The 23,774-nt window shown below is 51.7% G+C and carries 25 protein-coding genes and 1 pseudogene; 14 read left to right on the top strand and 12 right to left on the bottom strand.

Features of this window, described 5'->3' with window-relative positions; translation table 11 throughout:
- Positions 1-15 precede the first annotated feature (15 nt).
- Complete coding sequence (locus NMQ00_RS07830) at positions 16-465, top strand: GNAT family N-acetyltransferase (RefSeq protein WP_255178638.1); 450 nt, start codon at positions 16-18, stop codon at positions 463-465.
- Positions 466-621: 156 nt separating this feature from the next.
- Here the strand turns inward: NMQ00_RS07830 and NMQ00_RS07835 are convergent, their stop codons facing one another.
- Positions 622-1,164 carry a GNAT family N-acetyltransferase gene (locus NMQ00_RS07835; RefSeq protein WP_255178639.1) on the bottom strand — a complete coding sequence of 181 codons (543 nt, stop codon included), beginning with the start codon at positions 1,162-1,164 and terminating at the stop codon, positions 622-624.
- Positions 1,165-1,617: 453 nt separating this feature from the next.
- Here NMQ00_RS07835 and NMQ00_RS07840 point away from each other — a divergent pair, with 453 nt between their 5' ends.
- From NMQ00_RS07840 to NMQ00_RS07860, 5 genes are all read left to right on the top strand, one after another.
- Positions 1,618-2,466, top strand: a complete 849-nt coding sequence (locus NMQ00_RS07840) for a transporter substrate-binding domain-containing protein (RefSeq protein WP_255178640.1) — start codon at positions 1,618-1,620, stop codon at positions 2,464-2,466.
- A gap of 6 nt (positions 2,467-2,472) precedes the next feature.
- The gene (locus NMQ00_RS07845; RefSeq protein WP_255178641.1) at positions 2,473-3,168 is read left to right on the top strand and encodes an amino acid ABC transporter permease; all 696 of its coding nucleotides are present in this window, start codon (positions 2,473-2,475) and stop codon (positions 3,166-3,168) included.
- 390 nt (positions 3,169-3,558) lie between these two features.
- A complete protein-coding gene (locus NMQ00_RS07850) occupies positions 3,559-4,467 on the top strand; it encodes an AAA family ATPase (RefSeq protein WP_255178642.1) in 909 nt (302 codons plus the stop codon).
- Between the two features lies 1 nt (position 4,468).
- Positions 4,469-5,497 (top strand): DUF58 domain-containing protein, encoded by a 1,029-nt coding sequence (locus NMQ00_RS07855; RefSeq protein ID WP_255178643.1) that lies wholly within the window; start codon positions 4,469-4,471, stop codon positions 5,495-5,497.
- On the top strand, positions 5,494-6,471 hold the full coding sequence (locus NMQ00_RS07860) for a hypothetical protein (RefSeq protein WP_255178644.1): 978 nt from the start codon (positions 5,494-5,496) through the stop codon (positions 6,469-6,471). The genes NMQ00_RS07855 and NMQ00_RS07860 overlap by 4 nt, the downstream gene beginning before the upstream one ends.
- A gap of 49 nt (positions 6,472-6,520) precedes the next feature.
- Here the strand turns inward: NMQ00_RS07860 and cls are convergent, their stop codons facing one another.
- A complete protein-coding gene (gene cls, locus NMQ00_RS07865) occupies positions 6,521-7,987 on the bottom strand; it encodes a cardiolipin synthase (RefSeq protein WP_255178645.1) in 1,467 nt (488 codons plus the stop codon).
- A gap of 147 nt (positions 7,988-8,134) precedes the next feature.
- On the opposite strand from cls, the gene NMQ00_RS07870 reads away from it, so the two are divergent.
- Positions 8,135-9,349 (top strand): cation:proton antiporter, encoded by a 1,215-nt coding sequence (locus NMQ00_RS07870; RefSeq protein WP_255178646.1) that lies wholly within the window; start codon positions 8,135-8,137, stop codon positions 9,347-9,349.
- Between the two features lie 48 nt (positions 9,350-9,397).
- Here the strand turns inward: NMQ00_RS07870 and NMQ00_RS07875 are convergent, their stop codons facing one another.
- The gene (locus NMQ00_RS07875) at positions 9,398-10,183 is read right to left on the bottom strand and encodes a LysM peptidoglycan-binding and 3D domain-containing protein (protein ID WP_255178647.1); all 786 of its coding nucleotides are present in this window, start codon (positions 10,181-10,183) and stop codon (positions 9,398-9,400) included.
- Between the two features lie 235 nt (positions 10,184-10,418).
- Here NMQ00_RS07875 and NMQ00_RS07880 point away from each other — a divergent pair, with 235 nt between their 5' ends.
- A complete protein-coding gene (locus NMQ00_RS07880) occupies positions 10,419-10,652 on the top strand; it encodes a DUF1294 domain-containing protein (RefSeq protein ID WP_255178697.1) in 234 nt (77 codons plus the stop codon).
- 158 nt (positions 10,653-10,810) lie between these two features.
- Positions 10,811-11,590: an AraC family transcriptional regulator gene (locus NMQ00_RS07885; RefSeq protein WP_255178648.1), complete on the top strand. Its 780-nt coding sequence runs from the start codon at positions 10,811-10,813 to the stop codon at positions 11,588-11,590.
- A gap of 33 nt (positions 11,591-11,623) precedes the next feature.
- On the opposite strand, the gene NMQ00_RS07890 is transcribed toward NMQ00_RS07885, so the two are convergent.
- On the bottom strand, positions 11,624-12,382 hold the full coding sequence (locus NMQ00_RS07890; protein ID WP_255178649.1) for a glucose 1-dehydrogenase: 759 nt from the start codon (positions 12,380-12,382) through the stop codon (positions 11,624-11,626).
- Between the two features lie 193 nt (positions 12,383-12,575).
- Between NMQ00_RS07890 and NMQ00_RS07895 the strand changes: the two genes are divergently transcribed.
- Together NMQ00_RS07895 and NMQ00_RS07900 are read left to right on the top strand one after the other, a co-directional pair.
- Positions 12,576-13,436, top strand: coding sequence for an alpha/beta fold hydrolase (locus NMQ00_RS07895; protein ID WP_255178650.1), 861 nt, complete (start codon positions 12,576-12,578; stop codon positions 13,434-13,436).
- Positions 13,433-13,972: a hypothetical protein gene (locus NMQ00_RS07900; protein ID WP_255176242.1), complete on the top strand. Its 540-nt coding sequence runs from the start codon at positions 13,433-13,435 to the stop codon at positions 13,970-13,972. The genes NMQ00_RS07895 and NMQ00_RS07900 overlap by 4 nt, the downstream gene beginning before the upstream one ends.
- A 34-nt stretch (positions 13,973-14,006) precedes the next feature.
- On the opposite strand, the gene NMQ00_RS07905 is transcribed toward NMQ00_RS07900, so the two are convergent.
- Entirely contained in the window at positions 14,007-14,270 is a 264-nt protein-coding gene (locus tag NMQ00_RS07905) for an excalibur calcium-binding domain-containing protein (protein ID WP_138859434.1), read from the bottom strand.
- A gap of 112 nt (positions 14,271-14,382) precedes the next feature.
- Between NMQ00_RS07905 and NMQ00_RS07910 the strand changes: the two genes are divergently transcribed.
- Complete coding sequence (locus NMQ00_RS07910) at positions 14,383-14,736, top strand: hypothetical protein (protein ID WP_255176243.1); 354 nt, start codon at positions 14,383-14,385, stop codon at positions 14,734-14,736.
- A 39-nt stretch (positions 14,737-14,775) separates the two neighbouring features.
- Positions 14,776-14,991: a hypothetical protein gene (locus NMQ00_RS07915; protein WP_255176244.1), complete on the top strand. Its 216-nt coding sequence runs from the start codon at positions 14,776-14,778 to the stop codon at positions 14,989-14,991.
- Between the two features lie 84 nt (positions 14,992-15,075).
- Here the strand turns inward: NMQ00_RS07915 and bglA are convergent, their stop codons facing one another.
- Positions 15,076-16,530 (bottom strand): 6-phospho-beta-glucosidase BglA, encoded by a 1,455-nt coding sequence (bglA, locus tag NMQ00_RS07920; protein ID WP_232939597.1) that lies wholly within the window; start codon positions 16,528-16,530, stop codon positions 15,076-15,078.
- Between the two features lie 12 nt (positions 16,531-16,542).
- A complete protein-coding gene (locus NMQ00_RS07925) occupies positions 16,543-18,432 on the bottom strand; it encodes a beta-glucoside-specific PTS transporter subunit IIABC (RefSeq protein ID WP_255176245.1) in 1,890 nt (629 codons plus the stop codon).
- A 163-nt stretch (positions 18,433-18,595) separates the two neighbouring features.
- Here NMQ00_RS07925 and NMQ00_RS07930 point away from each other — a divergent pair, with 163 nt between their 5' ends.
- Positions 18,596-19,306: a GntR family transcriptional regulator gene (locus tag NMQ00_RS07930; RefSeq protein ID WP_255176246.1), complete on the top strand. Its 711-nt coding sequence runs from the start codon at positions 18,596-18,598 to the stop codon at positions 19,304-19,306.
- A 45-nt stretch (positions 19,307-19,351) separates the two neighbouring features.
- On the opposite strand, the gene NMQ00_RS07935 is transcribed toward NMQ00_RS07930, so the two are convergent.
- The 5 genes and pseudogenes from NMQ00_RS07935 to NMQ00_RS07955 all read right to left on the bottom strand — a co-directional run bounded on the left by NMQ00_RS07935 (position 19,352) and on the right by NMQ00_RS07955 (position 23,774).
- Positions 19,352-19,906: a suppressor of fused domain protein gene (locus NMQ00_RS07935; RefSeq protein WP_255176247.1), complete on the bottom strand. Its 555-nt coding sequence runs from the start codon at positions 19,904-19,906 to the stop codon at positions 19,352-19,354.
- 419 nt (positions 19,907-20,325) lie between these two features.
- A pseudogene (locus tag NMQ00_RS07940) lies at positions 20,326-20,574 on the bottom strand (CPCC family cysteine-rich protein); the annotation flags it as partial.
- Between the two features lie 50 nt (positions 20,575-20,624).
- Positions 20,625-21,998 carry a barstar family protein gene (locus NMQ00_RS07945; protein WP_255176248.1) on the bottom strand — a complete coding sequence of 458 codons (1,374 nt, stop codon included), beginning with the start codon at positions 21,996-21,998 and terminating at the stop codon, positions 20,625-20,627.
- Complete coding sequence (locus tag NMQ00_RS07950; protein WP_255176249.1) at positions 21,995-22,699, bottom strand: hypothetical protein; 705 nt, start codon at positions 22,697-22,699, stop codon at positions 21,995-21,997. Before NMQ00_RS07950 ends, NMQ00_RS07945 begins: the two co-directional genes overlap by 4 nt.
- A 13-nt stretch (positions 22,700-22,712) precedes the next feature.
- The gene (locus tag NMQ00_RS07955) at positions 22,713-23,774 is read right to left on the bottom strand and encodes a DUF58 domain-containing protein (protein ID WP_255176250.1); all 1,062 of its coding nucleotides are present in this window, start codon (positions 23,772-23,774) and stop codon (positions 22,713-22,715) included.

Consider the following 23,774-nt stretch of genomic DNA (forward strand, 5'->3'; position numbering starts at 1 on the left):
CGGAGGTGCTGACAGATGGAGTTACACGAGATTCAGACGACAGATTATCAACTGGCCGAGCAGATGCTCGAGATTCAACGGAACGCTTATGCGGTCGAGGCCGAGCTGATTGGATTCGATGAGATCCCGGCGCGTTATGAGACGGTCGAGGTGATTCAAAATCTGCCCGGGACGAGCTATGGCTTATATAACGACGGGCGGTTGATTGGCTTTATCACGATCGAAGCGGCTGAGAACACGGTCGAGGTCACGAAATTATGTATCGATCCGAGATATTTCAGGGCGAGGCTCGCGACGACGTTGCTCGAACACGTGCTCAGTATGCATGAAGACAAGCTTGTCTATGTACACACGGGGAAACATAACGGGCCGGCCAAGAAGCTGTACACGAAACTCGGGTTCGAACCGAGCGCTGAGTTTGAACCCGAACCGGGTGTCACATTGATTCGTTTTACGCGATCTTGAATCCCTTTTCTCAAATTTTAGATTCCGTCTCACTACTTTAAGTATACTAAAGTATTGAGACGGAGTTTTATTTTTACTGATAATATATGTTATGTTAACTAGAAGAAAAAACAGAGAAAATTGATGTCAGATGTGACGTCTCTCCTCTCGAGAAAATCAGAAAATCTTGTACCAATGCAACGTCATGTCGATGTTCGGATTGCCCGTCTGTTTGAGCGTATCTACACCGCCGAGCGCGAACCCTTCTTTCGCATAAAATCGACACGCGATCACGTTATCGTTCTGCGCTTCGAGTGACATTCCAAGCAACGATTGCTTTTTTGCCCACGTCTCGGCAGCTCCCATCAACAAATGGCCGAGTCCGCTGTGTCGATAGCTACCACGGACCGCGATGTTCTCGATATACGCAAAACGGTTCCAGTCTTTCACCACACGGATTTGTCCGATACATGTCATCTCGTCGAACGCCAAGAATACTTGTTTGTCCTCACTGTTGATATATTCATACCAGTCCAGTGAATCGTCCGGGAAGCTCGTCTCATGTGCCTTCTCATATAACTGTTCCTCATACGTCCAAACCCCGTCACAAAAGCTCGGGATGATTTCCCCGATGACTGGAAACGGATTATTGGCTTCGTTTACGACGCTGATTGAATACTCATCTAACGCTTTGATCGAGATGTTTGGGGCTTCTTCCACTGCATCTTTCTCCCTTCGTATATAATGACCGCTCCATCCAAGAGTGACACGGTCTTACCAGACTAGCCAAACAGTGACGGTTATCTCTGGATTGATAGTACATCTTTCCCATTTCTCCATGTGTGCCCTCCTCTCCTCATTTTGATATGTTACGAATAAACCTTCACTATCTATCATACATTAATTAATGATGTTCACATGCGTGGGAGTCGGCTGATCAACACGATTATATTTTCGCTTAAACCGTATTGTTCAAACCGACATCCATTTATCTGTTTCATCACAATTAATGAACTGTGTCATTCGATTGAATCCTTCATTCATCAACATGTTAGCGCTTAATGGATTAATGTTTCAAACATAATTTTAACTCTGTTTATCCGCTCTTAGGAGTTGCCTGTAAGCGTATGTCATGCTATTTTTAGACAGATGATAACTTAAGGAGGAACTTGAATGAAACGTATGACAAAAGGTTTGGCAGCATCCCTATTATTGGCTGTCCCGCTCGCGGCGTGTGGTGATTCTAGCACCGATCAGGCCGAAACTTCACGCTGGGATGAGATCAAAGAAGAAGGTACGCTCACGGTCGGTACAGCGGGTACGCTCTATCCGGCCTCGTTCCGTGAAGAGGATAGCGATACATTGACTGGGTTTGATGTCGAGCTCATGAAAGAGGTCGGGAAACGTCTCGACCTCGAGGTCCAATTCAAAGAGATGGCGTTCGACAACATGTTGACGAGCGTCCAAAACGGACAAGTCGACATCGCGGCGAACGATATTTCGGTCACAGAGGACCGCAAAGAGAAGTTCGCTTTCTCGACGCCATACAAGTACACATACGGAACGGCGATCGTTCGTAAGAGCGACCTGTCTGGTATCGAGTCACTTGAGGACTTGAAAGGTAAGAAAGCCGCTGGAGAAGCGACGACCGTCTTCATGGACGTGGCACGTCAATACGGGGCCGAGGAAGTCATCTATGACAACGCGACGAACGACCAGTATCTTCGTGACGTCTCGACAGGACGGACCGACGTCATCTTGAACGACTACTATCTCCAGACGCTCGCCCTCGCCTTCTTCCCGGAGTTCGATATTACGATTCACCCGGATATCGCCTATAACCCGCAGGAAGTCGCATTCTTGATGGACAAAGAGAACGCTGAGCTTCAAGAGAACATCGACCGCGTCCTTGCCGAGATGCTTGAAGACGGCACGGTGAAAGAGTTGTCGGAAACGTTCTATAACGGAGCCGATGTCTCGGTCGAACCGGACGTCGACGCGACCATCGTCGAATTGGACTAAGCGGTCATGTTCGAAGGTATGAAATGGGAAGCGATCTTTGACGTCGACCTGGCTGTGCGCTCGTTCCCTTATCTGCTAGGCGGCTTGCCGAACACGCTTTGGATCTCATTCGTCAGCATGTTCTTCGGCTTGTTGCTCGGTCTCGTGCTCGCCCTTGGGAAACTGTCACCGTCCCGGATGCTGCGGTTCCCGTCGACGTTCTATATCTCGTTCATGCGGGGCGTGCCGATCCTAATTATCCTGTTCATCTTATATTCAGGATTTCCATTCATCGGCATCGAATTCGCGGCGCTGACGGCGGCGATCATCGGGTTCAGTCTGAACTCGGCGGCCTATATCGCGGAGATCGTCCGGGCTGCGATTCGTGCCGTCGACCCAGGACAAGTCGAAGCGGCCCGCTCGCTCGGGATGAACAAGTGGCTGACGCTGAAAGGGGTCATCTTACCTCAGGCGACGCGGATTGCCCTCCCCCCGCTTTCGAACGTGTTCCTCGATTTGATTAAAGCGAGTTCACTCGCCGCGATGATCACCGTCCCGGAGATTTTCAATAAGGCAAAAATCGTCGGAGGCCGGGAATTCGATTATATGACCGTCTATTTGGTCGTCGCCTTGATCTATTGGGGCATCTGTACGTTCATGTCGTTCTTCCAAGATTGGCTCGAACGGCATTTCGAACGCTATTTGGATACACCGAAACGATGACTGACTTGCCTCATACAGGCAGGTCAGTTTTTTTGTCGGGCGGTTATTGCGAAAGTGACATGGTATAGTCAACCTATTCCATCTTGTGATTCAAAGGAGATACATCACCTATGCTCTCAAAATTATTATTCGGTTCATCCGTCCTCATCACACTTACATATATTTTGTTCGACGGGCCAACATGGGTCAGCGCCTTAAACCCATACACGAGTATGATTGTCCTCTATTATTTGGTTTTTAAGCTCCCAATCCGAAAAAGAGCGAAAATGTCTTCTTCGGATTGACCTCGACCTACATATTTGGCAGCACCGTTCTTTAGCGTTCCATCTCGGTCCGCGAGTGTGCTATGATTTTTATAAATATTCAGAAAATAGACGGGGGACTTACATTATGGTGCAACAATGGACGACACATTTAAACGATCAAGTGATTGGGCAGTCGAAGGCGATTAAGCTATCGACGATCGCCCTTCTCTCCGGGGGGCACGTTTTGCTCGAGGACCGGCCTGGCACCGGTAAGACGACACTTGCGCGCAGCTTAGCCACGTCGGTCTCGGCCGCGTTTCAACGCGTACAGTGTACACCGGACACGCTACCGAGTGACATTTTAGGGATGGAGCTGTTCAATCCGACGACGGGCACGTTCGAGCGCCGGACCGGACCGATCTTCACGTCGATCTTACTCGTCGATGAGATTAACCGGACGACACCACGGACGCAGTCGGCACTGTTAGAGGCGATGCAGGAGCGACAAGTGACGCTCGGTGAAGTGTCGCTTCGTCTCCCCGACCCGTTCTTCGTCATCGCGACACAAAACCCGTTCGACGGGCAAGGGACGTTCCCGTTGCCGCAGGCGCAACTCGACCGCTTCTTGTTCAAACTGTCGCTCGCCCCGTTATCTCGGGAGTCGGAACGCCGGTTGCTGCGGAACGAGCATTTGAGTGCGGCCCCGTTCACGTTGCAACAGACCGAGCTCGCCGAGATGCAGCAAGCCGTCCGTGATGTCTTGTTCCACGAGGCGATGGAGGACTATCTTCTCGATTTCGTCGAGGCTCTCCGTCATCACCGGGACATCGAGGTCGGACCGAGCCCACGGGCGACGCTCGCCTACACGATGGCGGCCCGGGCGCATGCCTATATGCATGGACGAGACTACGTGTCACCGGAAGACATCCGCGTGCTCGCCTTGCCGATTCTCGGACACCGAATCGTCTTGACGGTCGAGGCGTCGCTCAAGACGAAGCCGTCCAAACTGATCAAATCTGTACTCGAGACCATCCCGGTCCCATCCGAGGTGTGACATGCAACTCGTCAGCCCTCGCTACCTCGAGTCCGGGTATATGTGGCTCTTGTTCGTCGTCGGGGTGTTCACCGCCCTGTACGGCAACGTCTTCCTCGCGAGTGTGATTATCGGTTTCAGCCTGTATGCATTGATCCTGCCGGAGCTTTTGTTCCGGCTCGCTGAATACGTCCATGTCGAAGTGACCGACGAGCTGAAGCTGTTCCCGAACGATGAAGAGACGTACACAATCAAATTGGTGTCGACGGCCCCTGTCCCGCTCGGTGTCGTCCGTTTGTCAGGTTATCTCCATCCGACCGTCGAGTCGGAGGAACACGCCTTCTGGCGCCAGGAGAACTATATCGGACGTGAGGCGGCCGTCGCCTATACGCTCCCGCTCAAGGCGATTCGACGCGGCCCGATCCGTATGGAGGCGATCGGTATGGAGATTCGTGACCCGCTCCGCATGTTCTCGCTCTATAAGGAAGACCCGCTCGACCGTATCGGGTATGTCTTCCCAGAATTCTTGCCTTATCCGATTCCGAAGCGTCCGCCGACGTTACCTGGCGAGGAGATGGTCCGTCATAGTGCCTATCGTGACCCGGAGACGTTCCAGTCGGTGGCGCCGTATCACGGGCAGCCGATGCGGCAACTGTATTGGTCGGCCTACGCGAAGACAGGTGAACTGCTCGCCCGCACCGAGCAACCCGTCCAAGCGAACGAATATGTCGTCGTGCTCGACTTGCTGACGAAAGACGGGCGCGCCCTCACCCATCAGATGGAGCGGTTGATCTCGCAGGCAGCAGCGTTATGCCGCGATTTCGAGAAAGAGAACGCCAGCTATGGACTGATCGTCCCGACGTTGACGAAGGAAGGCATCACCTATGATCTCGCCCCGGGGAGCGGTGAGACACACTTCCGCAAGGTCATGACGACGCTCGCCTGTCTGTCGGAGCGGGATTTCCCGCTCGCCCGGTCGCTGTTCGAACGGAAAGTCGCCAAATACGGTGGCAGCCAATCGATTTTACGGCTCGGAGGTGATGGCCGATGAGACTGCTTTGGTGGATTTTCGCCGCTTTCTATGTCGGTCACGTCTTTCCGCTCGTGTTTCTGTTGACGCTCCGCTTGCCGCGAAACTGGCAACTTGTCGTTCAGACGGCCCTCAGCATCGCCGCACTCTGGTTCTCCTATGAGATGAGCGTGACATTGCTCTTGTTCACGTACGTCCACGCCTTCATCCGAACGCTCGACTGGACGGACCGGTACGCGATGGCTAGCGTACTCTTCTTGATCGTCGATTGGTTGTTCCCACCGGCTTCGCAGCCGCTCGCGATGATTGCTTTCCCGTTCTTGTTCTTGTTTTGGCAACGGAGCCTGTATTATCGCCGTGACTATAAACGGATGTTGTCAACGCTTGTCGTCGCCCTTGCTGTCGGTCTTGGTTTGGCCGTCATCATCCGGACGATCAAAGAGTTATTGTTTGGCAATCTCATCGCCTGGATTCAGCCCATCCTGATTTGGATTGGCGGTTGGTTCGACGGAATCAACTTGGATCCGACTGACCGTGTCAATCGGATTCTCGTGCCGGACAATCCGAACATCGATGCCGAGACGATCTCGAATGAGACGTTGCTCGAATCGGCGACGAACCAGTCGCTGTTCTTGATCGTGGCTTTTCTCGTCCTCTTGGTTGGGATGGTCGCTTTGTTCATTTACTTACAACGCCGTAAAGAGATTCAAGAGGATGTGACGGTACCGAAACAGCGCCATCAAGCGGTAGATGCCGTCCGTCGCGTCACACGGGCCCCACGGCACGTCCGCTTGCTCGATGCTGGGCGCCGGCTCGAATTGGCCCATCCTCGCCATCGTGAGGAGACGGTCATGGAATGGTTCGACCGCATCGGATTCGACGAAGGAAGCCGCTTCGCCGTCTGGCTCGAGGCTGCCGAATACGGGGAGAAAGAAGCCCCGGTGCCGATCGTCGAGGCGTTCGAACGACAAGTCACCCAGACGCTCAAAAAATAAGACCAGTCAGTTCGTCCGGGATGATCCCGGACGGTCTGACTGGTCTTTTTTAGAGGATTGGGCTGAGCAGGCGCGACACGCTTTCTTTGAAGCGAATCCATTTCGTCCGCGTCTCATAGCGTTCGAGCGTCAACCGGTCGGCGCTGGCCATGTCCCGTTCGAACGCCTCGATGACGGACTGGGCCACGACCTCGTCATAGACGAGCGCCGAAATCTCGAAATTGAGCCGGAAACTGCGCGCATCGATGTTCGTTGTCCCGATCGAGGCGACCTCGCCATCGATGACGAGCGTCTTCGCATGCAAGAACCCACCTTCATACGTATATACTTCGGCACCGTAGCGAACGAGCTCCGCCGCATTCGTATACGTTGCCCAATAAACAAACATGTGGTCCGGTTTGTTCGGAATCATCAGGCGGATCTTCGTCCCAGACATGAGCGCGTTGCGGCAGGCGTCAAGGAAGCTAGCGTCAGGGATGAAATATGGGGTCTGGATGTAAATCGTCTCTTTCGCCTCGGTGATCATCTTGACGAGCATGTTTTTCAAGTGCTCGGTCGACGAGTTCGGGCCTGATGTGACGATTTGTACCGGTGACCGGACTGTCTCGAGAAGGGCGGTCGGCCAAATGAAGTCCTTTTTCTCGGCTCGACGCTTTGTCGGCACGGCGCGGTTCCAATCGAGGAGGAAACGTTCGAGCAGTTCACGCACCGCTTCCCCTCTCATGCGCAGATGCACGTCGCGCCAATAGCCGAACTGCCGGTTCGTTCCTAAGTACTCATTCCCGACGTTGAAGCCACCGATATAGCCGATCTCCCCATCGATAATACATAGCTTTCGGTGATTCCGGTTGTTGACGCGGAAGTTGATTCCAAAGCGTGACGGGAAGAACGACTTCACCTCGCCTCCGTGCGCGAGGAGCTGTTTGAAATGGGAACGTCGCAATCCCCGTGAGCCGACGGCGTCATAGAGCAGACGTACCTTGACACCTTCCTTGGCCCGGCGTGTGAGCGCTTCGATAAGCGCTTGACCGAGCGAGTCGTTTTGAATGATATAGTACTGGATGTTAATTTCACGCGTCGCCACCTCGATGTCATGGAACAACGCCTCGAACTTCTGTTCACCGTCATGAATGACGTGAATCGCATTCTGATACGTCACGAGTGCGTTCGTGGAGGACAAATTCAAACGAGCGAGCCGCCGATATTTGGATAAGAGCGGGTCACGGGCGAACAAACCTTCATGCGCGTCGAGTTCGGTCAATTGGTCGTCGACGTGTTTCGCGTATTCATGGCGCCGCTCCTCGTCGACTTGATAGAAGTTGTTCGTTTTGATCAATCGTCCGAAAAAGATGTAGATGAAGAAACCAAGCAGTGGAATGAAGAACAGCACGAGCAACCAGGCCCACGTCGACCCGATATCACGCCGTTCGAAGAAGATGATGGTGACGGCGAACGTGACGTTCAAGATAATCAGTGCGATACCGAGAACGCTGAGAATGATTTCTGTCGGGATCATCACATTTCCCTCCCTTTTACTCCCTTACATACCCGTTCCCGTCAAAAAAGAAATGGGGGAATATGTGTCGAATTTTGATTGTTTCCGTTTCCGGGTAAAAACTAACAGACATGTCGGGAAATCTCAATCAGAAATGAGGACAAGACGATGGAGACGATGATGATCGGCTTTAGCTTGATTGTAGCAATCGGTGCGTTGGCTCAACTGTTCGCTTGGCGATTTGACCTGCCAGCCATCATTATTATGACCGTGGCCGGAGTGCTCGTCGGACCAATCTTCGGATGGATCGACCCGGTGACGATGCTTGGAGACTTGTATAGCCCGTTGATTTCATTCGCCGTCGCCCTCATTTTGTTCGAAGGAAGTCTCGGTCTGGAATTCCGTGAAATCCGCGAGTATCGAAAAGTCATTGCCCGGCTCGTGACGGTTGGGGTGCTGCTTTCCTTTCTCGCCACTTCGGTCTTGCTGATCACCGTCGGGAACATCCACTGGCTCCCTGCATTGACACTTGGAGCTTTATTCGTCGTGACAGGGCCGACGGTCATCATCCCGCTCCTACGACAAGCCAATTTGGTGCCACATGTGGCGAACGTGTTGAAATGGGAAGGCATCATTGTCGATCCGATTGGGGCGCTCCTTGGGCTGTTCGTCGTCCAATTCGGATTCGCATTTTATCAAAATGATAGTTTAACCACACATCTCCCGTTTCTGAGTTCGTGTGTGGCAGGAGTATTACTTGGGATTGTGTTCGGGGTCGTATTAATGCGCGCTTTTGCGAAAGGCAGAGTCCCTGAGTATTTGCAAACGACACTGACATTAAGTGGCGTGTTGCTCGTCTTCTCGATGAGCGAATGGGTCATGCATGAGGTCGGTCTGCTGGCTGTGACGGCGATGGGGCTGACGATGGCTAATTCGAAATTCGCGCGTCCGGAGATTCTCACCCATCTCCGTGAGTTTAAAGAGAACGTGTCCATCCTCTTGATTTCTTCTGTCTTCATCATTTTAACGGCCAGTTTAAGCCGTACCGATTTACTCGCCGTCTTTCAAGCCCCGATTCTGCTCTCGATTGCCGGCATCTTATTCCTCGTTCGGCCATTCTCGATCCTTTCAGCGACGATTGGGACGTCATTAGTGAGAAACGAGCGGGTGTTCATCGGCTGGATTGCCCCTCGCGGTATCGTGGCTATGACGGTGACCGGCTTCTTTGCAGCTGAAATCACGGAGCTCGGTGTGACGGATGCTGAAAAGATGTTACCGATGACGCTCGGTCTCGTCTTTTTATCTGTGACAATTCACGGATTGACCATCAGACCGCTCGCAAGACGTCTCGGATTGAACAAAATCAAGAATCCTTGGAGCTGAATACACACAAAAAAACACCGCGCCTGCGGTGTTTTTGGGGTAAATCGATTAGTTTAAGACTTTAATTGTGATTGATTTACGACCGAAGTTGAGCGCTTGCTCTTGTGTCGGCATCAAGAGGTCGATTTTGTTACCTTTGATGGCGCCACCAGTGTCTCCAGCGATTGCTTCACCGTAGCCTTCAACCCATACTTTAGAGCCGAGTGGGATGACTGAAGGGTCAACCGCGATGACTTTTTGGTTCGGGTTCGAGCGGACGTCGATTCCTGTTGCCGTGATTCCTGAGCACCCTGCACAGTATGGCGTGTAAGCCGTTGCTTCCACAGTCATCGTCTTACCTGAAGCCGGAGCTTGGGTTTGCGTTGTCGACGTAGACTGTTTCGTCACTGGTGCAGATGTTGATGCTTTTGGTTTAGCGGCTGGTGCGCTGTTCGCAACCGATGCTGCTTTGGCACCTTTTACAGAGAATTGTTGACCAGGGAAAATGAGATCTGATTTAAGACCGTTCCATGTCATCAATTGGTTGACAGATACGCCGTTGTTTGTCGCGATGCGATACAACGTGTCGCCTGCTTTAACCGTATACGTGCTTGCTGAAGAAGAACTTGCTTTCGCTTCTGACTTCGCGAGCTTCAATACTTGATTCGGATAAATCATATTAGAGTTTAAGCCGTTCGCTTGTTTGATGTCATTTACTGATACATTGTTGTTCACGGCGATACGGTAAAGTGTATCTCCAGACTGAACTGTGTGTGTTGATGCTGCCGAAGCTGGAGCAGCGACTCCTAAACTAAGGCCAGCGAGTGCCGTTAGTGTCAATAGTGGTTTTTTCATAAGAATATTCCTCCCTTTTCTAACGCTCCCTTACTGTAACACCTGTATGTTTCACTGCCGTTACAGGCTGATATGAGAGTGATATCAGTTCAGTTACAGAAGCTTTCAAGGGGATGAGAGGAATCTGAATTTTTACAATCTAGATACAAATGGCTTTGTTGAGCCGTTTTCGACTATACTAAAAAGAAGAGAAGGGAGGTTTTAGTCTTTGGAACTATTACTGCTATATTACATTGTGACTAATTTACTAGCGTTTATGATATTTTTCCTCGATAAACGCCGTGCCAAATCAGGGGAATGGCGAATTTCAGAACGAATGTTACTCATTCTCGTCTGGATCGGTGGAGCATTCGGTGCCTATCTCGCGATGCGTCTCTTCCGTCATAAGACGTTGAAGCCGCTATTTCGAATCGGTGTCCCGATCGCTATCTTGGTGCACGCCGGTATCACAGGCTGGTTCATCTTCTGACGCCATTATATAGAAGAAACTCGTTCACACTGTCCAACGGAGACGCGGTTGAAATGTCTGGATTGACGCTTCATATCGAGAAAACGAAGTCTCCAGCCGGTGCGAAACGGAAATAAATGTTTGATTGTTGAGGTGTCGAGATGAATACCGAAGAGAATATGATTAATGTCCAAACGTGGACCGGGCGGACGATGGAGATCGGGTTCACGACGAATGCGCAGTTTCAAATCTGGCTAGTGACCCAGGGGCAAGTCGAGATCCGGATCAACGGTACCCGTGCACGACTTCGGGCCGGGATGGCGCTGATGCTCGACCGCGGACAGGTTACAAAAGTTGAACGGACAGATGACTCGTTTCAAATGACGATGCTTCAGGTCGACCCGTTGGACTTGGTTGCACCGCCACTCGCGGAGCGCTATGTCACACCGTTCATCGAGAAGATTGGCCATCACGTGCTGCATCCGGCTGAATCAGGTGACAAGGCTATCCTCGAGACGCTTCATAAAGTAATCAAGAGTTTAAAGAAAGACTCCGCTTTCGCGTTGCTCGATGCGACATTACAGCTCGCCGTCGTCTGGCGCTATTGGATTCAACGGCAACCCGTGACGAGACGACATGGGCAGGAACGCATGCAACGCATGATCACTTACATACACGACCACGACACGATGAAACTGTCGCTTGAAGACATCGCCGCTGCCGGTGGACTGAGCCGGGCGGAATGTTGCCGTTACTTTTCAAAATGGGGAGACACATCGCCGCTCGCCTATGTCCAAGACGTCCGGATGCAACGGGCCGCCCGTCTGTTGTGTGAGACGGACAGTCCGGTCGCTGAAGTGGCAAACCGGTTTGGCTATACGAGCGTGAGCCATTTTGTCCAGACGTTTAAGAAAGTGCATCATCAAACACCGCTCGCGTTTCGCAAACAGAGGACATGACAAAAGCCGACATGAGTGTGTCGGCTTTTGTCGTTACCGGGCGGTCCAACCGCCGTCGGCTTTCAATACGTCACCATTGACGAAACTCGAATCATCGGAGGCGAGGAACAACGCGACCTTTGCGATTTGCTCCGGTTCACCGATTGGGGCCTCCCCTGCCCCTTGGATGGCGCGCATCCCGAGTTCGCTCGGCGCGGTGATGGTGGCACCGATATTCGTATTGACTCCGCCCGGTGCGATGGCGTTGGCCCGTATCTTGTTGAACGTACCATACGTGGCGGCGATGTTTTTCGTCAGGCCGATGAGTGCGTGCTTCGAGGCGACGTACGAGGCACCGCCCCGTGTCCCGAACAGACCACCGACCGAGGCGTTATTGATGATGACACCGCCCGAATCTTGTTTGTCCATGACGTTGATCGCGGCCCGGGCCAGTTTCATCGGTCCGGTCAAGTTGACGGCGATGACCCGGTCCCATACCTCGTCGGTCACTTCACCGACGGTCAAAAAGTTGTCCATGATGCCGGCATTGTTGACTAAAACGTCGAGCGAACCGAACGTGCTCGTCGCCGTCTCGACCATGGTGTCGATGTCTTCCTGTTTCGTCACGTTCCCGGCGACGCCGACGGCTTCCCCGCCGCTCGCTTTGATCTCTGACGCGACCGCTTCGACCGAGTCCCCGTTCATGTCGACGGCGACGACGCGTGCCCCTTCTTCGGCAAACAGTTTGGCGATGGCCCGCCCCATCCCTGACCCGGCCCCGGTGACGAGTGCCGTTTTACCCGATAATTTCACACCGCATTCCTCCTTGTTGAGACAACTCAAGAGCGACAGAGAAAACGACATGTGCAACCTGATCACGTGTCATTAGTCTATACCCGGATTTGGAGGAAAACGTATCTCTGTTTGGAAGAATCTGCTTTTGTTCACGTCAATGGTCACGTACAATGAAAGATACAGATATTGGGAGTTGGAAGGTGGGATTCGATTGAGTAGGTATTATGCAGAAGTGATCGGAAACGGGTGTCCCGTTATATTTTTACCGGCTGGAGGATTCACCGGAGAAGAAGGCCGTTCGCTCGCTGAGGCGCTACGCGACGACTTCGAGGTGCATTTGCTGGATTTGCCAGGGTTCGGGCGAAGTGAAGGAATCAATCGAATTGTGACGTCCAAACAGTTGGCGGATTGGGTCAACGACTACGTCGTCACACATCGACTTGGACCCGTCCTCGTAATGGCGCATTCGCTTGGAGGCGCGGTCGGTCTCGCTTTCGCCACGCATTATCCCGAGCAAGTGGAGCGGCTCGTCTTGCTCGACCAAGGACATAAGGCGTTCCCGCGCGTTCCGTTAAAAGAGTATGGGGTGTTCGGCCTTACCGTCCCGCTCCTGAGCGGACTTTATCGTCTGTTCGGACCTCGACTCGTCCGGAAAATCGAGATGAAGGTCATTTCAGATGAAGGTACATCTTCAGTTACAAAGGAACAGGTTAAGGCTTTCTGCGCACAGACAGGTCTCCTTGAACGAGACGAGATTCGACGTGCACTGGACGCCCCGGCTAAGCTCGGACGAGGCGGATTGAATCTGTTGTTCGGCTTCTATCATCTTGACGTGCCGCAGCTCGTGCGGTCACTTCAAGTGCCAACCTTGCTTGTTTACGGCGATTTTGTCGGACTGGACGACAAAGAAGCCCGATCGACGCGGTCAGCCATCTCGGACCTGCAACGGCATGAGTTGCCGATCACTTACATACGAATGACAGGCGGCCACTTCGTCCATTGGAACCCGGCGTTCCCGATTGAACAGGTACGACAGTTTTTACAAGTCGAGCAAGTGAGCGGTCTGTCATGAACCGTCAGCAAAAGATTGTCCTGATTCTTGTGTGCTTATTGTTGGTATCAGCCGGAGTGGCCTGGGCATTTGATTCGACGAAGCAGCTACAGTTGCCTGAGGGAGCGGAACCGATTCTCAACTACCCTGTTGATGACCGTGACATGAGTCTTCGCTTTTTCACGAACAGTTACACCGTCGAGGAATGGAGTGACGAGCCGGTTGCGCAAGGCATAGGTCTTGAACTTACTGTCGACAATCAGGTTCAGTCGATTACATCTGAATCGCTGTTCGAGGCAGGTCTCACGTGGTCGACTTTTGGCCAATCGTGCGGAGATACGTCAGCATGTTCCCCGTACGATATCCTTTACGGGATGAACCACGGCGAGACGACAAGAGTCGTCGTCGAGTTGAACGGGGAACGGTTCGAACCGGAACTATTGAAGACGAAGGCCGGGAATGATGTCTGGTTCGTGCTCGTCGACCAAATCGAGTCGATTGAGTCAATCACCGGCTACGATGCTGCGGGAGACATATCCTACCGCTACAATAACTAAAAAAGAGACGGAGGACGGCTTGTCCTCTCATCTCTTAGCGTTCACAGGCGATACCGTCTTTATCACGATCTTTTGATTTGTTCGCTTCATACAGTGAACTGTTAGCGTAAGGCTTGTACTTCGTCTTGCCACCTTTGTTTTTCGTCGTCTTCGTTTTGGCGACACCGCCCTTGTAGGTCTTATTCAGTTCGGTGCAGTTTTTGAATTTTTTCGGTGCGGCGTCCACGGTTTCTGACGGTGCGACGCTCAGCGTGAACAACGCGATGCCGGCGATGGTCGCGCGAAGTAGTTTCTTCATGATTGTTTCCTCCTTGGTCATAAGCGATATGAGTTACCATTCTCGTTCATTATAGGAGGGATTAGGACAACTAACCTATTTTATAAAATTTCTAGTAGGAGGGACGATCACATTGACCTTATTATCTTTTCACATCGACAATACGAATGAACAACTTTATCAAGGGAACTTGCTTGTCTCGGAAGACGAGATGGTTGAACCGCTTACTTTGGAGCTCATCGAACGGTTGGTGTTTGGTTCTGAGTTCATCAAGTGTTTTATCACCCAACACCATTCTTTGCGGCGGATTCAGTTAGAAAAACAGCCACTCGACCAACTACAGAAAATGTGGGAAAAGACCTTCAAACACCACCTCACCTTTGATCATGCGTTTTCTCTTGACGATTTTCCGCACGGATATTGTTGGACAACACGCGTCTGGCAAGGACACGATTGTTGGTATCTCGTCTTCACCGAACATCACTGATTTCGTTTTTAACAAACCGGCAAAGGAAGGTAATCTTTCATGGACTTACTTATATTGATGCAGGACCGGGCCCTCCCGTTACTGCTGCTCGCATTGTTTCTTATTCTGAACGTGGTGTTTGTCACCGGGATTTGGAAACGACGACGCCACTTCTCTAAAGGATTTCTCGTGTTCGCGAGCTCGCTTGCGTTCCTACTCATGACGTCGTCGGTCATCTTAATCATGTTCACGATGTTCATCGGCTACAATCAGTGATGAATTCGAGCGGTGGTAAATTCACGTGACCATAGTATAGAAAAATACCTCCTGAAGACAATTGTCTTCAGGAGGTATTTTCGTTTACTTCGATGGCTCGTACGCGAGCGCTTCCCCATTCGTCTCGATCACGTGTTTGTACCAATCGAACGAGTCTTTCTTCATCCGCTCCATCGAGCCGTTGCCTTCGTTGTCACGGTCGACGTAAATCATGCCGTACCGTTTCTTCATCTCGCCCGTCGTGAACGAGACGATGTCGATGATGCCCCATGGCGTGTAACCGATCAAGTCGACGCCGTCATAGACGACCGCTTGTTTCAGTTGCTCGATATGCGCCTTCAAGTAGTCGATGCGGGCCGCATCATGGATTTTCCCGTCGACGATCTCATCGACAGCACCGAATCCGTTCTCGACGATGAAGAGCGGGATTTGATAGCGGTCGTACAACCGGTTGAGCACATAGCGGAGACCGACCGGGTCAATCGACCAGCCCCAATCACTCGACTTGATATAAGGATTCTCGACGCCGTTCGGCAGACCACCGTTGACGATGTCGCCACTGTTATCGGCAACGACATCACTCTTCACGGTCGTCGACATATAGTAACTGAAACCGAGGTAATCGACGGTCCCATTCTTCAAAATCTCTTCGTCCCCATCAAGGAATGGGATTGAATAGCCTTCACGCTCGAACTCGTTCAAGGCGTAGCTCGGATAGACCCCACGCACTTGCACGTCCGGGAAGAAGTAACGCTGACGCATCATCTCTTCAGCAAGCATGACGTCGTCCGGGTTCGACGAGAACGGATAAATCGGTACGTGTGACACCATCGCCCCGATCTCGAAGTCCGGGTTGATGGCTTTTCCTTTCGCAACGGCGAGGGCGCTCGCGATCAACTCATGGTGCCCCGTCTGATACATCACTTCACGGGCGTTCTCCCCGTCTTCGACGATGACGCCTGAGTTTGTCCATAAGAAGAGCGGGTTGTTGACGTCCATCTTGTTGTTGATCTCGTTAAACGTCATCCAATATTTGACCTTGTCTTTATAGCGGTCGAAACATACCTCGGCGAAGCGGACGAAATGGTCGACGACGGCACGGTTCCGGAACCCGCCGTACTCACGTGCGAGGTGGAGCGGCATCTCGAAGTGGGACAACGTGATGATCGGCTCGATGTCGTGCTTCAACAGTTCGTCGAACAAGTCGTCATAAAATTGGAGTCCTGCCTCGTTCGGCTCCGCATCGTCCCCGTTCGGGAAGATCCGGCTCCAACCGATTGACGTGCGGAGACACTTCAAGCCCATCTCAGCGAAGAGCGCGACGTCCTCTTTATAGCGGTGATAGAAGTCGATCGCCTCATGGTTCGGATAAAACTCGTCCGGCTCGACCTTGTCCGTGATGCGACGCGCGACGCCGTGGGCGCCGGCCGTCAACACGTCGACGACGCTCGGTCCTTTGCCGTCGGCGTCCCAGCCGCCCTCAAATTGATGGGCGGCAAGCGCGCCGCCCCATAGAAAGTCTTTTGGTAATGTCTTCATGTTAGTTCCTCCTTATTGATTAACAATCGTGAGCATTGGTGTCGTCGTGTCTGTTTGATTACTTGCTTGGACGAGTACGTCGGCGTATCTTGCGCTGTTCGTCACGATGACAGGTGTAATGCTTGATAAGTTATGTGCGGCAATCATCTCGCGGTCGAACGTCGTCAACACATCGCCCGCTTTAAAGCTGTCCCCGTCTTTGACGTGCACGGTGAATGGTTTCCCATCGAGCGTCACCGTATCGAGACCGATGTGAATCAACAACTCGATTCCCGTGTTCGAACGAAGACCGATTGCATGTTTCGTCGGTGCGACCATGACGACCGTCCCGTCAAACGGTGCAATGACCTTATTCCCGTCTGGCTCGACGGCATAACCTTTCCCCATCGCCCCGGAGGCGAATACATCGTCCGGAACATCGTTCAAGGCGATGACTTTCCCTGAGAGCGGTGAAGCAATCGTCTCTTCCTGGACGAGCGTAGCACTCGCTTCTGCCGTCGCAGGTGTTTCCGTCACTTCTGTCACTTGTTTGGCCGTGTCTTCTCCGAAACCGAAGATTTGAATCAAGACGACCGGAAGGATAATGGCGATCGCTGTCCCGATTAACAGTCCCCAAATCGAGGTCGGCACGTCTTCACTGATTCCGTTCACAAGGGTGAGCGGACCCGGGAGACCGGCGTAAGCGAAGTAATACGGGTTGAAGAAACTGGCCACGATGGCTCCGACGGCCCCTGAGATACATCCAAAGATGAACGGTTTCTTGAAGCGGAGCGTCACCCCGTAAATGGCAGGCTCTGTGATTCCGAATAGTCCAGTAATCCCAGCCGAGACACCGACTTTTTTGATTTCTTGGCTCTTCGCCTTCAAGATGACACCGAGGACGGCACCGACTTGGGCGATGACGGCGATCGTCTGATATGCCTGGAACGAGTCACGACCATACAAGTCGAAGTTCGCGAGCACCATCGGCGTCACACCCCAATGGACCCCGAAGATGACGATGACTTGCCAGAGACCACCGATAATCGCGCCAGCGAGCATCGGCGCGTTCTCCGCTAAGAAGTTGTAGCCGTTGGCAATCCCGACCGCACCCATTGTCGTGATCGGTCCGATGACGAGAATCGTGAGCGGCACCATGAGCACCAAACTGAAGAACGGTACGAACAGAGGACGAATGACCTCGTTCATGTGTCGGTTCAAGAACCGCTCGACGTAAGATAAGATCCAGACGAGGAAGAGCGGTGGTAATACCGATGACGTATACGTCGTACCTGACAAGGCGAGACCAAGGAAACTGATCGTCTCCCCTGACGTGATGCGAGCCGCCATCTCGGCCCATGTCGGACTGACCAACGCCGCACTAGCTGCGACAGAGATGAACGTGTTCGTCTTAAAGTGTTTCGATGCCGTGATGGCGATGAAAATCGGTAAGAACGTGAACGGTGCCCATGAGATGAAGCTGAACACTTCGTACGTCCCCGTCTCGGCGAAACCGTCGAACAACAATGTCGTGATGATGAGTACCCCTTGCAAAATCCCGGCTGCGGCCAAGATATAGATGAACGGTGCGAATACGGCGGACATCGTAGCGATGATGCGGTTCAGGACGGTCCCCTTGTTTCCGTCTTCGACCTCAGTCCCTTCGATCTGCACCAGTTTCGTGAACTCATCGAACACTTCCCCGACATGCTGCCCGATGACGACCTGGAACTGGCCACCCGTCTCGACGACCGTGATGACGCCTGGCATCGCCATGACTCGTTCTTTCGCCTGCGGATTCGACCGCTTCAAGACGAGACGGAGTCGCGTCGCACAGCGCGCCGCATTGATGACGTTGTCTTCCCCTCCGACGGCCTCTAAAATATCCCGAGCCAGCTTTGAATAATCCCGAACTTTACTCAACTGAACACCCTCCTTTGATGTAACGCTTACATTTTGTACACTCTTACTATAATTGTACCGGTACAATTAATCAATAGCGATACAATAAATTGTTTGTGAACGTTTCGTAGACATGTGTGTGGTATAATGAAGGCAACATTTTTAAAGTAGATGAGGGATGAGCGTGCTTAAATATCAACAAGTGGCAGCAGAGATTGAACAGTACATCAATCAACACGATTTGAAACAAGGAGATAAACTGCCCGTCCTCGAGCAGTTGATGAGCCAATATGCCGTCAGCAAGAGTACGATCACGAAAGCGCTCGAGTTGCTGGAGCGTAAAGGCGTCATCTTTCAATTGCGGGGGAGCGGCATCTTCGTCCGGCGCCACAACCGTCCGGGCTATATGAGTCTGTTCTCGACGCAAGGGTTCAAGAGCAACCTCGGTGACCGGGTGTTGACGTCGGACGTGCTCGACGTCTCGGTCACGAAACCGGACGCGACGGTCGCGCAGAACCTTGGCATCGACGTGACAGATGACGTCTATCGCGTCGAACGGGTCCGCTTCGTCGACGGCGAGGTGTTCTGTTACGAGGAGTCGTACTATGTGAAGGCGATCGTTCCGTATTTGAACCGAGAAATCGTCGCCGACTCGATCTTCGATTACGTGCAGGGCGCACTCGGCGTCACCATCGGCTTTTCGGACATGTACATGCAGGTCGGGCGACTGACTGCCCCGGAAGCCGGCTATCTAGGTTTACAGACGGACGACCCGACGCTCCGCATCGAGACGATTTTCCATCTCTCGAACGGGAAGCCGTTCGACTATTCACGCATCACGTATCATTACGAACACTCACAGTTCGTCGTCCAGGCGAACGGACCGTACATGTGAAAACACCGCTCGACGCAGACGCGTCGAGCGGTGTTTTTGTGGGGCTCAGATGAGCGGTTTACGTTTCAAATCCAGTAACACATCATCCGCTTTGTAAAGCAATTCGTTGAATCGTTCTGCACCGTGCGCTTCGATGAACGATTCTTCGGATGGGAAGATTGGAATGAACAAGACTGGGATAACGGTTTGTTCATCTCCTTCATACACAAGAAACGATTCATCAAAATAAAACGGCGTCGCTACATAAATCGAGGAGAATTTTAATCGTTTGAAGACGTTTGAGGGAAGTTCGAAATATTCGCCGAGTTTGAAGGCGTGATGTGTCTCAAGTGCATGCGTCGTTAATTGCCACAACAATTCAAGCACGTCTTCATACAAACTTTTTTGTTTAAAACTCAACAGTAACTCTTGATATGTATGAGTGCCCTCTTCGTTTTGCAGCGTATGCCAATGAAGCCCTAACGTTGAGATGGTGAACGTATCGGTTGTAGGGCTGTCATCGAACTGCAAAAACTGCACGGCCTGCTCTAACAAATCTTCTGTTTCGAATTGATTCGTGAATTCTCCACAATGGGATTCAAGGTGTTCTAAATAGTTCAATAGTTACGCCTACTTTCTATTTTTTGCTAAGTATTGCATATGCGACTTTATAAGGCTTTTTAGAGCTCGGCTCAACTAAGTCAAAACGTAGGAAATTTTAATCATCTCCAACAATTACTTTGAACGGTTCCTTTTCATGAAGTGAAAAACAACTTCGTGTCTTGGTGAGTTATTTTACGCTAAATACCATACACGAGTTATCAAGTATAATCTTGTGGTATGGTACGTGGTCAAATTTTTGTGTGCACCATTTATTCTTCAGACTAAACAAACTCTCCGCCAAACGTCCAGCCATTTTGTTGCAACATTCGTTCAAACTGCTCATTAAACTGGTTGATATCAATAGGCTTATTCTTTTTCCGATGCAAAACTACACCATCGATGAATAAGGAGGGTGACATCGATGGATTCGCTTCCCAGACAGGTTTCCATGCCTCGTCCTTTTCATATTCTCTCGATGGACGAGCGCCGACCAACTGTTCATCGGAAACCCCAAAACGAATCACATTTCGCTGCGCCGTTCGTAAAGAAACACCGTTTGCGCCTCCCCAAACGTCGGGATTCACACCATCTTCCTCCCAAAAACAGTTCGGACATATCAAAAACGTTCCTGGTGGCTTCTCCTCTAGCGTTTTGTACCCGCAACACGTACACGTATATGTTTCCATTTGTATAGGTCCAATTCGTAAAAAATATGCAATAATCATCGCTCACTACTTCAAAACCGCTTAATCGCTCCGTTCACATGATCCAGAAAGTGATACACATCGTCCGCAACATGCGCCAGTACGAAGTTTCCGAAGAGGTTAGGATGAAATTCGCCCAAGAATGTCTCGAGTGTCTGGACTGATGTGGGTGAAGAGAAAGACTGCCAGAACCCTTTCGCTGTCGGAATCTCTAGTTGAGTCAACAACCTGTCTTCAATCACCTTCTCCCATGCTGCGTCATGTAGCGTCAATCGATAGACCGTCTCGCTTAGAGCAATTGTACCACCGAAACAGAATGTCAATTCAATCGGATACGCACCACGTATCACGTGACGAAAAAACGTCTCGTAATCCGCTGTATCGATCGATTCAACGGATTCAATATTCGGCCCTTGGAGTGTCAGCCCCTCATGGTAATAGCTTACCAACCAATCCGTTTCGTTTAAGAACGTGACGACGTCTTGGCAATGTTCGTCACGGGAAAGTGTCAGCCATGGGGCAATCGACTCATGGTTATGAACGATTCCGGATGTGACGGACTCCTCTTTTAAGCGTTTAAACGCGAAACGATGTCTCTTCGGCAACCGTACCGACGCCTTTCGTTCCACGCGTAACGGGAACGCTGCGCCAGCAAGATGTCGGTAAATTAGGCGATTTGCTTCTCCCCTTTTGAATGCATGGCTCGGTAAAATCAGCACCTCTGTCTGATGATAGAAGATTCGACACGGTTTCAAGTCCGGCTCGTTCTCGCAGTCCGTAAAACATGTTGCGAGCGTGTTCGCCGCCTCAGGCAAACGTTGCTCAAACTCTGTCCAACCGTATAGTTCAACGATGTCCGGCAACCCGTTCTCATCGGTGATGGCGTCCCAAAATGCGTTCCAGTTCATGCCATAGTGAGCAGGGAAATGGAACTGTTCTTTTAACAGGTGATGCAACTCGGTTTCCGCCGCGATGTTCGAGACGTCTAGCGTCACACGAGTGATTTGGTCTCTTTGTTTCCACACCTCAATCGGATGCATCCAGACATACACCGTCTCAACGACCCCAGCTGGTGCGACCTCGACATAGACGGCTCTTGTGAACGGATGCAAGACGAGGGATCGCAATATCGTCTTATTTGTAAAGCGTTCATCGATTTGTAAGCCATCCGGATGAAACGAGAAGATGTCAGCGGCTTGTCGACGAATCGAGCGATACTTGTCCTCAAGCGCTTGGTCATAGACTGGGTCGAATTCGTAACGGTCCACTTTCCATAACGTCCCATCATTCGAACGTGATAAACTCTCCGTCTTTTGTTCTAATTCATCCGTGTGCACCGCATGTCGACGCACAAATAAAGCCGTGGCCGCATCGACTTCATGCAACCACGGACGTTTCAAATTCATCTTTTTCCTCGCTTCCGGTACAAAATATAACCGAGCGGGAGCCCCGCCAACAACGCGAGGCCAAGCATCCAATAGGATTTCGGCTCTTTCGTCTGAACATCACTAGAACCACTAGTAAGGGCATCCTCCGCGGAACTTTGAGTGTTTGAACGTGTCTCGACCAAGAGTTTCTGATACATCTCGAGCGTGATCGTGTCTCCGTCGATGAACCGTTTCGCATCGGTCGTCAAGGCGGTCAACGTCTTTCCATCATAGTCAAACCAGGCATTCTCTCGCGCGGAATGGACCAATGTACCGGACACATCAGCTAAGGCAATGGCCAACTCGTCACCATACCCGAACGTGGAGAAGGCGAAGAGGCCCGGTTCTTGCTCGTACGTGCCGATGACGTTTTTCGCTTCTCCGTCCTGTAAGACGGCCGACACGTGCTCATCGCTAGGGACGAACGTGCACGTCTCGTCTGACGAGTAACAGGATTTCTCGGCAATCATCACTTCATGCAGCGGACCGAACGAGATGGCTCGGCTTTCCGTCAAGTGATAGTTATTCGGGTCGTCTCCTTCGATATGGTCGAGGACGATCGACTTGAAATGTTCTTCAGCGAAACGCTCCGCGGATTGTTCTGTCGGCGCCGCAGCTGCTGACGTAGCACCGAGCGTGAAGATCCCGGCTAAAGCGAATGTTTTGATCAGGCGGAACATATCTTTACTCCTTTCAACCGACAGACATCTGCTTGAGCAGTGACGCGTCAATCCGAATCATTTCCGCATGCGGATGCATTTGTCGATCGATGATTTGGGTAAATCGTTTCGTGGCGACGAATCGATTGGATTCATGAATCCAGGCGAGGCGCACAAGCGCAAGCCGCAACTGCTTGCGACCGTCACTCATCCGTAGGTGGTCGATATGATTATCAGCATCGAGCCGATTAATGAACAGTTCGACTTTACAATCTTCCTTCACTAAATAGGATACCAGATATGCGGCTTGTTGAATCAACTCTTCGTAACGGGCATGGAGGCCATTTCCGAGCGGACCGCTCAAGTCGAGCACGAGCGTGAACGTATCGAGGTTTTGCCGTTGATACACTTTCGCCTGCAGTTTTCCTGTCTTGGCTGTCGCGACCCAGTCGATCTGTTTCACCGGCTCTTGCTCATACCGCTTTGTGCTTTGAATCATCAACGGGTCCTTGAGCGGCGAATGTTTGACGAGTCGGTCCCCCATCCTTACCAGGCGTGAGTCGAACCTATTCTGTCTCATGATGGACGGGAGGATAATCCAGGATGGTAGCGTATGATCTGTGACGAAGATGGTGCCGAGCCAAAATGGGAGCCTGAACTGAAGGCTGCATTCTTCGATTTTAACGGGACCGCGCTGTTTCGCGTGAATCGGAAGTGAATAGGTCGCTTCGTTACGAATTTGTATGACATGCACGCGCTGGTCCTCGTCAAACGTCAAGCCGTGTCCCGTGACTAAGCGGACCGACGTCGGGATTCCGAGCTCTTCAAGTCGCTCGATGCCTGTCACTTCCATCTTGAGCGAGACGCGATCATTTACGAACAACAACTGCTCCTTTTGATGGAACGACAAGCCTGTCGCCTCAACGATTTGCTTCGTCAGCCATTTCCGAACGAGCATCAACCCCAGAATCACGCCAACCAGATAAGCGAACGGCCAGACGTAGGGGAACCACACGAAGAAGAAGAGCATCCCTGTATAGGCCGGCCAAAGCTTGTCATCTAAAAGGGACGGTGTGCTTACTTCGACCTGTCGCAT

The sequence above is a fragment of the Exiguobacterium aurantiacum genome (assembly GCF_024362205.1).
GTDB lineage: Bacteria > Bacillota > Bacilli > Exiguobacteriales > Exiguobacteriaceae > Exiguobacterium > Exiguobacterium aurantiacum_B.

What these genes read in the sequence shown, in the direction of transcription:
- NMQ00_RS07915 (WP_255176244.1), top strand. Translation starts at nt 14,776, where the DNA reads ATGGACTTACTTATATTGATGCAGGACCGGGCCCTCCCGTTACTGCTG.
- NMQ00_RS07875 (WP_255178647.1), bottom strand. Translation starts at nt 10,183, where the DNA reads ATGAAAAAACCACTATTGACACTAACGGCACTCGCTGGCCTTAGTTTA.
- NMQ00_RS07905 (WP_138859434.1), bottom strand. Translation starts at nt 14,270, where the DNA reads ATGAAGAAACTACTTCGCGCGACCATCGCCGGCATCGCGTTGTTCACG.
- NMQ00_RS07945 (WP_255176248.1), bottom strand. Translation starts at nt 21,998, where the DNA reads ATGAATTTGAAACGTCCGTGGTTGCATGAAGTCGATGCGGCCACGGCT.
- cls (WP_255178645.1), bottom strand. Translation starts at nt 7,987, where the DNA reads ATGATCCCGACAGAAATCATTCTCAGCGTTCTCGGTATCGCACTGATT.
- NMQ00_RS07870 (WP_255178646.1), top strand. Translation starts at nt 8,135, where the DNA reads ATGGAGACGATGATGATCGGCTTTAGCTTGATTGTAGCAATCGGTGCG.
- NMQ00_RS07830 (WP_255178638.1), top strand. Translation starts at nt 16, where the DNA reads ATGGAGTTACACGAGATTCAGACGACAGATTATCAACTGGCCGAGCAG.
- NMQ00_RS07950 (WP_255176249.1), bottom strand. Translation starts at nt 22,699, where the DNA reads ATGTTCCGCCTGATCAAAACATTCGCTTTAGCCGGGATCTTCACGCTC.
- NMQ00_RS07900 (WP_255176242.1), top strand. Translation starts at nt 13,433, where the DNA reads ATGAACCGTCAGCAAAAGATTGTCCTGATTCTTGTGTGCTTATTGTTG.
- NMQ00_RS07855 (WP_255178643.1), top strand. Translation starts at nt 4,469, where the DNA reads ATGCAACTCGTCAGCCCTCGCTACCTCGAGTCCGGGTATATGTGGCTC.
- NMQ00_RS07840 (WP_255178640.1), top strand. Translation starts at nt 1,618, where the DNA reads ATGAAACGTATGACAAAAGGTTTGGCAGCATCCCTATTATTGGCTGTC.
- NMQ00_RS07955 (WP_255176250.1), bottom strand. Translation starts at nt 23,774, where the DNA reads ATGCGACAGGTCGAAGTAAGCACACCGTCCCTTTTAGATGACAAGCTT.
- NMQ00_RS07885 (WP_255178648.1), top strand. Translation starts at nt 10,811, where the DNA reads ATGATTAATGTCCAAACGTGGACCGGGCGGACGATGGAGATCGGGTTC.
- bglA (WP_232939597.1), bottom strand. Translation starts at nt 16,530, where the DNA reads ATGAAGACATTACCAAAAGACTTTCTATGGGGCGGCGCGCTTGCCGCC.
- NMQ00_RS07850 (WP_255178642.1), top strand. Translation starts at nt 3,559, where the DNA reads ATGGTGCAACAATGGACGACACATTTAAACGATCAAGTGATTGGGCAG.
- NMQ00_RS07845 (WP_255178641.1), top strand. Translation starts at nt 2,473, where the DNA reads ATGTTCGAAGGTATGAAATGGGAAGCGATCTTTGACGTCGACCTGGCT.
- NMQ00_RS07860 (WP_255178644.1), top strand. Translation starts at nt 5,494, where the DNA reads ATGAGACTGCTTTGGTGGATTTTCGCCGCTTTCTATGTCGGTCACGTC.